This is a genomic window from Vallitalea maricola (genome assembly GCF_036985595.1).
Classification (GTDB): domain Bacteria; phylum Bacillota; class Clostridia; order Lachnospirales; family Vallitaleaceae; genus Vallitalea; species Vallitalea maricola.
Genome location: NZ_BTPU01000084.1, coordinates 1 through 12,138, shown reverse-complemented (window position 1 = coordinate 12,138; position 12,138 = coordinate 1). Strand labels below are relative to the sequence as shown.

General features: G+C 28.6%; 10 protein-coding genes. 2 read left to right on the top strand and 8 right to left on the bottom strand.

From position 1 onward, the window contains the following. The first annotated feature begins 166 nt into the window (after positions 1-166). Positions 167-313: a hypothetical protein gene (locus AACQ14_RS20515; protein ID WP_339365447.1), complete on the top strand. Its 147-nt coding sequence runs from the start codon at positions 167-169 to the stop codon at positions 311-313. 148 nt (positions 314-461) lie between these two features. Here AACQ14_RS20515 and AACQ14_RS20510 read toward each other — a convergent pair whose 3' ends face one another. Then, positions 462-1,415 (bottom strand): alpha/beta fold hydrolase, encoded by a 954-nt coding sequence (locus AACQ14_RS20510; protein ID WP_339365446.1) that lies wholly within the window; start codon positions 1,413-1,415, stop codon positions 462-464. A 177-nt stretch (positions 1,416-1,592) separates the two neighbouring features. On the opposite strand from AACQ14_RS20510, the gene AACQ14_RS20505 reads away from it, so the two are divergent. Beyond that, positions 1,593-2,909 (top strand): helix-turn-helix domain-containing protein, encoded by a 1,317-nt coding sequence (locus AACQ14_RS20505; RefSeq protein WP_339365445.1) that lies wholly within the window; start codon positions 1,593-1,595, stop codon positions 2,907-2,909. A gap of 5 nt (positions 2,910-2,914) precedes the next feature. On the opposite strand, the gene AACQ14_RS20500 is transcribed toward AACQ14_RS20505, so the two are convergent. From AACQ14_RS20500 to AACQ14_RS20470, 7 genes are all read right to left on the bottom strand, one after another. Beyond that, positions 2,915-5,206: a DNA gyrase/topoisomerase IV subunit A gene (locus tag AACQ14_RS20500; RefSeq protein ID WP_339365444.1), complete on the bottom strand. Its 2,292-nt coding sequence runs from the start codon at positions 5,204-5,206 to the stop codon at positions 2,915-2,917. 16 nt (positions 5,207-5,222) lie between these two features. Further along, positions 5,223-7,199 carry a DNA gyrase/topoisomerase IV subunit B gene (locus tag AACQ14_RS20495; RefSeq protein WP_339365443.1) on the bottom strand — a complete coding sequence of 659 codons (1,977 nt, stop codon included), beginning with the start codon at positions 7,197-7,199 and terminating at the stop codon, positions 5,223-5,225. Between the two features lie 208 nt (positions 7,200-7,407). Further along, positions 7,408-7,596 (bottom strand): H-type small acid-soluble spore protein, encoded by a 189-nt coding sequence (locus AACQ14_RS20490; protein ID WP_339365442.1) that lies wholly within the window; start codon positions 7,594-7,596, stop codon positions 7,408-7,410. A gap of 82 nt (positions 7,597-7,678) precedes the next feature. Next, positions 7,679-8,059, bottom strand: coding sequence for a ribosomal maturation YjgA family protein (locus tag AACQ14_RS20485; RefSeq protein ID WP_339365441.1), 381 nt, complete (start codon positions 8,057-8,059; stop codon positions 7,679-7,681). A 264-nt stretch (positions 8,060-8,323) separates the two neighbouring features. Continuing rightward, positions 8,324-10,678, bottom strand: a complete 2,355-nt coding sequence (gene gshAB / locus AACQ14_RS20480) for a bifunctional glutamate--cysteine ligase GshA/glutathione synthetase GshB (protein ID WP_339365440.1) — start codon at positions 10,676-10,678, stop codon at positions 8,324-8,326. 192 nt (positions 10,679-10,870) lie between these two features. Beyond that, the gene (locus AACQ14_RS20475; protein WP_339365439.1) at positions 10,871-11,575 is read right to left on the bottom strand and encodes a permease; all 705 of its coding nucleotides are present in this window, start codon (positions 11,573-11,575) and stop codon (positions 10,871-10,873) included. Further along, positions 11,572-12,048: a permease gene (locus tag AACQ14_RS20470; RefSeq protein ID WP_113675061.1), complete on the bottom strand. Its 477-nt coding sequence runs from the start codon at positions 12,046-12,048 to the stop codon at positions 11,572-11,574. The genes AACQ14_RS20475 and AACQ14_RS20470 overlap by 4 nt, the downstream gene beginning before the upstream one ends. Positions 12,049-12,138 lie beyond the last annotated feature (90 nt).

Genomic DNA, 12,138 nt, shown 5'->3' with positions numbered 1-12,138 from the left:
ACAATATGAGTAGCGTTAATAATTATTAATATACTTATACTTTGACCTTATCATACTATTAAAAGTTATTCAAGAATTAACTGATAAATTTACTAAGCTTAAAAATTTGGAATAAAACTATTGAAGATAACAATACTATAACTATAACATTGAAAGGGTTGATTACATGAAGAAACAAGAAAATAACCAAGAGATAAAAGATAAGCTTCAAAAAAATGATAAATATTCTACTGAATTCGGTAAATCAGAAATGCTGGAATATGAGCATAGAAGCAAACAGATTGATAGAGATGAAGAAAATACAGCATACTAGCAGTAGCCATAATTAATATTATAGGACTGTTCATAATTCTTTTCATTAACCTCATCTATAGTAGAATTATTCTATTCAGAATTATGAACAGTACTTTATTTATATGTATTACTCCCCTGCATCAATTAAGTGTTTAAGTGTTTTGTGGCTACTTCTTATCAATGGTCTCATGTAATATTTCTAATAATACTTGATAAAATTTATTGGGTTCATCCAACTCCGGAAAGTGTGCAGAGTTTTCAAACCAAATACATTTCTTTGTAGGGCATACTAATGTTTCACAATATTTTTCAGTCAATATTTGTGGTGCTACATAATCATATCTTCCCATACAGAAATATACAGGTACTTTAATATCTTTGATAGTTTTGAAAAAATTTATACCATTTTCATATATATCAGCAAATAAATGATTAACTGAAAATTCTTGTCCCTTCATAATGATATCCAATTCTTCTCTAGTACAATTATTAGAAATATACTCAAACACTCTAAAGTTCTTTTCAATGTATCCTAATATACTTAACCACTTTCTCTCTATGCCTATATTATTAATAATATCTTTATATGGTGGACTTCCTATTTCTGATAATTCTTTTATAGCTTCAGTATTATTAAGTTTTTTTGCTTCATTAAAGATAAGGTTATAGGAGACTTTTTCATTTTGAATAGTATCAACTATTTGTCCTGTACTAATATATCCATAGAACTTATCTGGGAATCTATGTACAGACATAAGCCCATATACACTACCAATTGATTGAGCTGATAAGAACAACTTGTTTTTCTGGTATGTATTCAGTAAATAATCTACTACTTCCATTAAATCAAATATAAAATGCTCTAAATTCATTGTATCTATTGGAATATCTTCACTATATGATTTTCCTGCTCCCCTTTGATCCCAATTTACAACTAAAAAATCCTGTTCAATATTTTCCTGAAAACAATCTGATATACAACTATAAGGTATACCAGGTCCTCCGTGTATAAATAAAATTATAGGATTCTGTGGATTACCTCTAACCATTATATGCTGCTTTATACCGCCTATACTAACCATTTCTGATACATCAATTATTTTTTTAGAATGTAAATTCATTTTTTTATACCTCCTTAGATTATGGTTTAATTAAATTTAACTTAATTGATAGTATTATAGTATATTAGGCAAACATTGTCAACTTTTAAGTTTAATATAATTTAACTTATTTAATTTCATGTATTGATTGTTTAACGAAATTATACTATAATAAATTAATACTGGGAGGTAATTTGAATGTATACAACAATAGGAAATAAAATTAAACAAGTTAGAAAAGAATTACATATAACTCAAACTCAATTAGCTGGACAAGATATGACCAAAAGTATGATTAGTCAAATAGAAAATGGTATGGCTACCCCTTCCATGAAAAATCTTATAAAGATTGCTGATAGATTAAATAAACCAGTTTCTTTTTTTCTAGAAGAAAATATTGACAATAACACATTACCCATTAAAAAAATACAAGCTAAAATGAATGAAATTACTATACTAATAGATAATCTTGAATATAATGAAGCTGTAGAAGAATTAAAGGATCTCCTTTCAACCTATAACTTTTATAATCATGGTAAATTACATGGTGACATTTTATTTAAATTAGGTGAATGTTTAGGAGAGCTGAACTTATTCGACGAGAGCGAAAAACACCTTGACAAAGCTATAAAAATCTATGATGAAAACCAATTATACTCTGATTCAGCAATGGCATACATGGAGAAAATGAATAAATATCTAAATGATTTCAATTATGAAGCATGTTTATCTATTCTTAAAAATGCTATGGATAAGTACAATTCAACAATAATTAAAGATTATTTATTTGAATTAAGATTTTTGTTTGTTGAAGCAATGATTTATTCGGGTTTGGGTAACTTTGATTATGCAATTAAAAAGCTTGAAAATGCTGTATCACTTTCTGCTCAAAACCACATATATTATAATTCAGATACAATATATCAAACTTTGGCATGTATTAATCTTATATGCAAGAACTATAGCTCATTTCTATATAATATTAAAAAAGCAGAACAATTTTCACTTTTTACAGAAGATACTTTTAGATTATCCCTTATATACCTTAATTATGCTGAATATGAAATTATAAATCATAATCCAGATAAAGCCCTAGATTATCTTAATCAAATTAAAGACCCCCGTAAGGATTTGAAAGTATTCTATACTCTGGAAAAAGCTAAAGTAGCTTATCTCTTACAAGATTATGATGAATCTCTAGCTTTGTTTGAAAGCATAAACTATAAGGAAATAGATGTTAGAAAACTACATAAATATGATTATCTATTTATGTGGTCTGCAAAAATATATCACGGTCTTACTCTGATGAAAATAGGTAAATTAGAAGAAGCATTGAAGCAAATGAATATAGGAATTTCCAAATTTGAAGTTTTCAGAAATTCCATTTATCATATATTTGCTTATAAAAGTATAAGTGAACTTTATAATCTATTACATGACTACAAAACTGCATTCAAATATTTAAAATCGGCTAATGATATGGAAGAATCTTTAGAAGGATTACCTTATAGATAAGATCATTACTCCTTCTGAAGGAATCCAATTATATTTTTGCTGCTTGGAATGATTTGTTTACCTTTTGAATTCCTCTTATGAATACCTATAGCAGATATGTTTTTCTTATTAATTTGACCATCAACATTTACCTGTATGGTTTTCTGCTCTGAATCAATAAATGCAATATCAATTATATGGTCATTGTTGCCCAGTTTTATTAGATTAACTCCTTTAGCATTCCTTTTTTGGTTAGGTATTTCATCGGTACTTATAATTAGTGCATATCCATTAGCTGTAATAGTTATTAATTTGTCTTCTTTATTCAGCTTAATTATCTTAATGACACTGTCATTGTCATTTAATTTGGTTGCAGCTATTTTAGACCGGGAACTATTGAATTCTACAGTCTCTACATGTTTGATTAGACCATATTTTGTTACAAATAATAATTTATCATTGTCAAGTAGTTTATCAATCATTATTATGTGATCTTCATTTATACTTGTTAAAACACTTATAGCAGTTCCTTTATTACTTAATTTAGTTTTTGGTATATCATCAACTTTTATTTTATATAGATATCCTTCTTCATCAAATAGTGAAATTTTATCTTTGGTAGTAGCATCAATTACACATTTCATTTCTGACAGTATTTTCTCTTTATTCTTCTCAAAAATATTAGGATCTACTGTCTTGATATAATTTTTATCATCAATAAGTACATAAACAGCTTCTACTATATCTTCTTCTTTTACATTAAGAGTCTCCAGGTTTTTCAATTGGGTTTTACGATTGGTACTGTATTTATCAGAAATTCTTTGTAGTTCAACTATTATAGTTTTATTTAATTCTTTCTTGTTTCCTAATATTTTTTCATATCGTTTAATTTTTCTCATGATTTCTCTATATTGTTTTTCTACTTCTAATTTCTCTAGACCCACTAATTTGTATAATCTCATTTCCAGTATAATTGTTGCTTGTCTTTCTGTATAATCAAATTTCTTAGCTAGATTTTCACTTTTTTTAGTTCTAAAATTGATATCTGTAGTATCTCCAGTCATCAAACATTTTTTTACTGCTTTTGCATTTTTGGCTCCTCTAATCGCTTCAATAATAATATCAATTTCATCATAAGCCCTGAGCAGTCCTTCTGTTCCTTCTTTTTTGTCCAACTCTTTATTTAGAAGGAATTGGTATCGTTTAGTATAGATTTCCTGCTGGAATTCAACAAATTTTTGTAAGCTTGATTTCAAGTTGAACAAATATGGTTTTTGCTTATGTAATGCAAGCATATTAACACTAAAATTATCTTCTAATTTTGTTTTACTATATAATTTATTAACTAAGATATCAGGGTCTACATCTTTTTTGGTTTCAATAATTATTTCTATTTCTCCTCTAGAACTTTCATCTCTAATATCTTGTATGCCACTTATTTTCTTATTCTTCACTAATTCCGCTAGGTTTTCTATCAGGCTTGATTTATTACCAATAAGAGTATATGGAATTTCTTTTATAATGATATGATGTTTTCCGTTACTATTCTTTTTAATATCTATTTTAGCTCTAATTTTGATTTTGCCTTTACCCGTTGTGTATATATCTTCTAGCTGATTTTTATTAGCTATTACTCCCCCAGTAGGAAAATCTGGACCTTTAATATGGGTCATTAACTCTTTTATTGTAATATCTTCATTTTGAATATATGCAATAGTACCATCAATGATTTCACCTAGATTATGTGTTGGAAAATTAGTTGACATCCCTACAGCAATACCAGTCATACCATTTACTAAAGCATTAGGAAACTTGGCTGGTAGAACAGTTGGTTCCATCAATGTTTCATCAAAATTGGTTTTCATCTCGACTATATCTTTATCTATATCCTCTAACAGCTCCAGAGAAATAGGCTTTAATCTAGCTTCTGTATACCTCATAGCCGCTGCTCCGTCACCATCAATTGAACCAAAGTTACCATGTCCATCAATCAATTCTTGTTTATAAGTAAAATCCTGTGCCATTCTAACCATTGAGTTATATATAGAACCATCCCCATGTGGATGGTATTTACCCATGGTATCTCCCACTATACGTGCACATTTACGGTAAGGTTTATCTGGTGTTATATTAAGATCTTTCATAGCATACAATGTTCTTCTCTGAACAGGTTTCAGACCATCTCTTATGTCTGGTAAAGCTCTAGCTGCGATAACACTCATTGCATAATCTATATATGATTGTTTCATTTCATCTTCATAATCAGCAATTACAATATTTTGATTTGCAAGATCTGGTAGTTTAATGTTTTTCTTCATTATTAGTTTCCTTTCTCTATGAGTCTATATTGGCATTCTCTGCTTCAGCATTAATAAATTCTCTTCTAGGAGGTACTTTTTCGCCCATTAATAATGCTGTTGTTTCTTCTGCTTGAATAATATTTTCTATTTGTACTTTTTTTAGAGTTCTAGTCTCAGGATTCATGGTTGTATCCCATAACTGCTCTGCATTCATTTCACCTAGACCTTTATATCGTTGAACTTCTATATTTCTTCTACTCATTTTTTTCAGTATTTTCTCTAATTCTCTATCATTATAAGCATAAACTTCTTGCTTTGATGATTTTACCTTATATAGAGGGGGCATAGCCAAATATATTTTTCCGTTGATAATTAGATCGGGCATATGCTTATAGAAAAAGGTCAATAATAAAGTTGATATATGTGCTCCATCAACATCACCGTCTGTCATTATTATGATCTTATCATATTTTAACTTGTCTATATTGAAATCCTCACTGGATTTATTACCGAATAAACCATCACCGAATCCAGTTCCCAATGCATTGATGATTGATACTATTTCTTTATTTTCAAGGATTTTACCCACTTTACTTCTTTCAGTGTTTAATACTTTTCCTTTTAATGGCAGAATAGCTTGATAACGTCTATCCCTGCCTTGTTTAGCAGAACCACCTGCAGAATCCCCTTCCACTAGGAATAATTCTGTTAATATACCTTTTTTTTCATTTAATGATAATCTACAAGAGGCAAGCTTACCGTTGGAAGATACTTTTGATTGATTCTTCAATATGTTGTTTCTAGCATTAGCTTCTGTTTTTCTAATGTTATGAGACCTAATAGCACTTTCAACAATTTTGGTAATTGTTTTTTCATTCCTATCACAGTATTGTTCTAATTGTGAAAAAGTTATATCCGAGACGATACCTTTTACTTCTGTATTTCCCAATTTAGTTTTTGTCTGTCCTTCAAATTGAGGTTCTGGCACCTTTACAGAAACAATAGACGTCAAACCATTTCTGACATCTTTACCGTCTAGTGTACCTTTTCCTTTGAAAATAGATAATTCTTTAGCGTATTTATTAACTATCCTGGTTAAAGCTAATTTGAACCCTGAAACGTGCATACCCTCTTCCTGAGTATTTATATTGTTACAAAAGGAAAATATATTCTCTGTAAAATCATTGGTGAATTGAAATGCAATCTCGACTATAATACCATCCTTGGTATCTGATAAATAGATTACATCATCATGTAGACTGTTTTTATTATCATTTATTTCTTTTATGAAACCTACAAGACCATCTTCTTCATGATATACTATTTCTTCTTTAACAGGTGATACATTATCTTTATAAACAATAGTTAAACCACTGTTAAGGAAAGCTATTTCTTTCAATCTTTTTTTTATTATATTAGGCTTGAATTTTACTGAATCAAATATTTCCTTATCAGGTATAAAAGTAATTTTTGTACCACGTTTTCTAGTTGTTTTAACAGGTATTAAAGCTCCGTTATCAAGAGCAGTTATTGCTTGTCCCCCATTTCTATATTTATCAATATATACTTTTCCACCTCTATATATTTCAACTGTAAACTTAGATGATAACGCATTAACAACAGAAGCACCTACTCCATGTAATCCTCCAGAATATTTATATGTATCTTGATCAAATTTACCCCCTGCATGGAGTACAGTAAATATTATCCTCTCAGTTGATATCCCATTTGGATAATCAGATTTTGGATAATCTTTTGTGTTATCATGTAAATCTATAGGTATACCGCTACCATTATCTTCAATACTTATAGAGTTATCCTCATTAAGTGTTATTGTTATTTGGTCACAAACACCTGCTAGATGTTCATCAATACTATTATCTAATATTTCCCATATAAGATGATGTAATCCTCTACTTCCCGTATTGCCAATATACATCCCTGGTCTTAATCTAACAGGCTCTAATCCTTCTAGTACCTTAATATTTTGTCCACTGTATTCTCTAGCCAATTATAAAACTCCTTTCAAAAACAATATTCCATATTATACTAATGACTAATATATCAAATAATCAACTAATTATCAATTTTTTTCTTATATATTAGGATATTTTAACCATTTTTTTAATTCTAAACAGGTATCAGCCTCTTATTATGCAGCTAAATGCGTAAAAATAAATGCAGAGCGGTAACCCTGCATAAATATGATATTCCAATTATTAATCTATAGTTCCTTCATGTAAATCATTAACACTTACAACTTGACTGTTTGATGGAGCATCCAATATTTCTATTTCAGCTGTTTGATCTTCTTGATTAACATTTTTAATCCATACAGAACATCCATTATAATTTACATCTATTACTCCTTTTGATTCTAATATTTCACTAGCCCTTCCAACATTCATATTATCATGCCTTTCCTATTTAATAATCTTATTATTAGACACTTAGGCAAAAATATGCATTATTAAAGAATTATTATATATATTAACTATATGATTCTTCCATCTTATTATCAATAAATTTTTTAATAAAATATCCTATTATAATACCTGCTAGATATGCTACAAGATCTGACCATAAAAATCCTTGTCCTAATAAAATATGACCTATGCTTGTTTTACGAAAGTTATCAATCCAAGGTCTATGATACAACTGGGTAATTTCAATTATATATGTAATAATTATACTTAAAATGAATATGAAAGAAGAATTTTTATTTAAGAATATAAACGCTAATATAAAGAATACCATCATCGCCCAAAAAATATCACCCATGAATAATGGAATTCCTTTAATTTCCCTAGATAATAAACCTAAAATTATAATTATGATAGTTGTTATTATGTATATTATTTTTTTCTTCATAGATTGTACCTCCTATGTATATTGGATTAAATGATTTAACATAAGCTGTTGATAATAGTCACTATGTAATGACTTATATAGATGATATTAATTGCATACATAAAATAATTATATATTTGATTGAAATTAGTGTCAATACATATTCCCGACTAATATATATATTTATATAAAAAATCGCAAAAAGCAATTGCATCTATTGTTTTTTGCGATTTTATTTATTTTATTATTGTTAATATGCGGATTTATAATTCAATAAAAATTTATTTAACTGTCATAAGTATGGAATCCTAATAAATCCAATATTTTTTCTCCTAATTCTCTATTTTCACCTATATATGGATAACAATGAATATGAATAGCAGGATTAAAATTCAATTCGATGATTCCGTAATTATTGAGAGCATCTCCTTTAATATCCTTAGTTATCAAGTCCACACCTACTATAGATGCATCTACTGCTTTTGCAGCTTCTACAGCTATTTCTTTTAAGGAATCAGAGATATCATCTGTATAATCAATACTATCTCCACCTGTACTTATATTAGAGTTCTCTCTAAGATATACTAACCTGTCTTTTTCTAGAATAGAATCAAAATCAAGTTCTTGTTGAGCTAAAAACATTTTTTCTGGGGTTCCAAGTTTAATTTTCTCAAGAGGTTTTCTATATCCTTTACCTCTTAAAGGGTCTGTATTCTTTTTGGAAACTAATTCTCTTATGGAACTACTACCATCTCCTATTACATTAGCAGGAACTCTCCTAAGGACTCCAACAACTTCATTATCAATCACAAAAACTCTATATTCTTTACCTTCAATGAATTCTTCCACTAGAACAGTATCATCTTTTTCAAATGCTAATTTTAGTGCTGTTTCATAATCTTGTTCAGTAAATATGTTCTTGAAAATAGTTATACCAATACCAAAATTAGTGGAGTTTGGTTTTATAACTATATTCATATCTTTGTACTTATAATAATCATCTAAGGCGTTTTCTATATTAGTGTATACATCTCCACCAGGTACTTTTATCCCTGATTTCTCAAGTATTTTTTTTGTTACTAATTTGTTTTCCATAATCAATACGGTACTATAAGTGTCTTTTGATGTTTTTGTTGCTTGTTTTACATATTCTTTTTTATCTTTATAAGATAGTTCAATAAAGTTCTCATTTCTATCTAAAATATCAACTTTGACTCCTCTTTTTATTGAATTAAGCATAAGAATTTGTGTGGATAGTTCCATATCTTCATATCCAATAAAATTAAACTCTTGGGATTTACTATTTTCTAGGTACGTGATTGCTTTATCTAAATGGAATTTTATGAAACCTTGCTGTTTTATCTCCTTAAATAATATACTTGAGTATAGTTTTTCATGTTCTAATATCATTTCTTCATATTTATCTATAATACCATTAAGGAAATCTTTTTTGGTATCAATTACTGTAACTATTCGTCTTAGAGTATTGATGATCTCTAGGGATAAAGCTTCTACAGATGTATCTTGACCATTAAAAACAATTTTCAGGTTTTCCATCCTGCCTTTATCAGCTACTTTTTGATTGTTCTTAATAGAATCATTGAACAATGTTTCATCCATATAGTCATCATCTAACATTGCTGCAAATATCATGAATAAGTGAATCAAATATAAATCGTCTATACTAAATCCTAACTTAAATAATGGATTAATATCCATTAAACGAAGTTCTAAATAATCAATCCCATGTTTCTCTAAAGCACTTAGATTCCCATTATTGCTCTTAGGACGTATTACACTATAATATTCTTTTGAACTAATTAAATCTCCAGATTCAATTAGCTTTCGAATTCCTTTTATATAATCATCTAGAGTATCTAGGGTAACATAATAATTATCAATATTATTGTAGCCGCATTTACCATTTCTGATAGATGCAGTAAAATTACATGGAGACTTATCTGATTTACCTTGTTTTGAACACCTTTTACAATAGTCAATATACGATTCATGAATAGCTGGACTACTTCCTAATAATCTAATAATGAACCAACTATATTTTGTAATGTTTCTAATCATTTTCATATATAATCTATCTTTAAATTCTCTGAATGTTACATCTGAAGATGTATTATCATATAATTTTTTTAATACACTATCTTTGAAAGAGAAATTATAATGTATCCCTGAAATCAATTGCTTTTTTCTGCCATATTTATCAGCTAAATATTCTCGATACAGATTGGCATTATCTTTGACAAGTATTTCATCTGTATTATAATTAGCTAAAGGTATATCTTTTTCAGCAGGTAATATGGGTGGCAGGCTTTGGGGCCATAATAATTCATTCTCTAAGCTTAATGATACTATATTCTGCAAAGTCTCAAGATAGTTGTACACCTCTTCTAATGAATCAACAGTTGGTGTTATCATCTCAACTTGACTTTCAGAAAAATCTGTAGTTATATATGGGTTTTCAGATTTATCACCAAAAACTTTCGGATGTGGTGTTATTGCTAGTTTCCCATCATAGTTTACACGTACATTTTCCTTTTCTATGCCAAAATTCCCAGATAATAAGTTCTTTCCCTGTTTATTAACTGTTATTAATTCTACCAATTCTTTGTTTAATTCAAGCATTATTTTCACTCCTTAATTAGGGGCATAAATAAAAGTAACTACTTTTTTGTCTAATACTTTTCCGTATACGCCTATTTATGTATATATCTATCTTTATATATTATACATATATATTAATTTATATGAAAGGTTTTTTTGCTAAAAATTTGTATATATTAATATACCGATTATAGGTAAAAGAAAAGTGGCTGTTTATTTAATTGCTCCCAAAGGACAACATGCTTTTAATTCTTCAATTTCATCTTTATTCATGGAATTTAATTGGGTCTTTTCAATAATGACCTCTTTATTTTTCATCATATAGATATTAGGATATTTCCTAGTACAATTCCCACATAATACACATATATGTTTATCTATAATAATCTCTCTATTGTCAGCCGATTCCAAGGTTTTCACATCATCTTTTTTAATCCATAACTTCATAATTTTAGCCATAATGATGATTGCTATTAGCGTTAATATCCATCTTACAATCATATAGTTGACACCCATGAATTTTGCTTCATTTATAAGCATTGGTATTTTAATTACTGCCCAAGAACTAAGTATTATAACAATATTATCAATACTAGCTCCTTTTTTTGTCAGGGTTTTGCATACTGGAAATGCTGCATATATAGGACCAGCCGATAAAGAACCAATAGCAAATGAAATCACTTTACCCCTTATTCCTGAACCGTTCCCAAAATTATCTACAATGACTTTAGTTGGAACCCACGTTTGAATGAGAGATGTCAATATAAATATTGGAGGCAGTATCTGAATCATCTCCAAGAAATAATACTTACTTTCTTTTAATGCTTTAATTCCCATTTCATTATTGATTGTGAATACACAGATATAACCAATAATAGCTATCAATAATATTTTATGTTTGGATAATTTCTTTATCATAATATTACCCCCAGACCTACAGCTATTAAAATGGCAAAGATAAAACTCACTACATTTCTTTTAACTGCAAATTTTCTACCAAAAGTTTTGCTTTCCAAAGGAAATGTTACAAAACCTACCATAGTCAATGTAGTCAAAAAAGCTGTCAAAGTGATTATACCTGCTCCGTTAGCCTTAAGTGACCCAATTAGAGGAAAAGCTACAAATGCGGGTATTAGTGTTATTGTGCCTACAAGAGCAGCACCTAATGTAGCTAAAAAACCGCTGCCGCTTCCTATTAGACTTTCAATCTTTTCAGGTGGTACAAGAGATAAAATAAGTCCAATCAATAATAATACACCTATTATATCGGATAGCATACCTTTCATCATACCTTTTGCACTTTTTATGGAATTCAATGTTTTTGATCTATCCTTGACTAGAGATATGATAAGAGCACCAATAGTAATAATAAATAGAATAACAGTAGTCATTCAGTGTTCACTCCCTTAATTATCAGATATAAGAAGTATAAAGGTTTTTATTATAAATTACCGTAATAAATATTACAGCTCTCTAGAATA

Bases quoted from the DNA above. Each gene is read 5' to 3' on its own strand.
- gshAB (WP_339365440.1), bottom strand. From the start codon at position 10,678: ATGCTTGAATTAAACAAAGAATTGGTAGAATTAATAACAGTTAATAAA.
- AACQ14_RS20485 (WP_339365441.1), bottom strand. From the start codon at position 8,059: ATGAAGAAAAAAATAATATACATAATAACAACTATCATAATTATAATT.
- AACQ14_RS20500 (WP_339365444.1), bottom strand. From the start codon at position 5,206: ATGAAGAAAAACATTAAACTACCAGATCTTGCAAATCAAAATATTGTA.
- AACQ14_RS20490 (WP_339365442.1), bottom strand. From the start codon at position 7,596: ATGAATGTTGGAAGGGCTAGTGAAATATTAGAATCAAAAGGAGTAATA.
- AACQ14_RS20510 (WP_339365446.1), bottom strand. From the start codon at position 1,415: ATGAATTTACATTCTAAAAAAATAATTGATGTATCAGAAATGGTTAGT.
- AACQ14_RS20470 (WP_113675061.1), bottom strand. From the start codon at position 12,048: ATGACTACTGTTATTCTATTTATTATTACTATTGGTGCTCTTATCATA.
- AACQ14_RS20475 (WP_339365439.1), bottom strand. From the start codon at position 11,575: ATGATAAAGAAATTATCCAAACATAAAATATTATTGATAGCTATTATT.
- AACQ14_RS20515 (WP_339365447.1), top strand. From the start codon at position 167: ATGAAGAAACAAGAAAATAACCAAGAGATAAAAGATAAGCTTCAAAAA.
- AACQ14_RS20505 (WP_339365445.1), top strand. From the start codon at position 1,593: ATGTATACAACAATAGGAAATAAAATTAAACAAGTTAGAAAAGAATTA.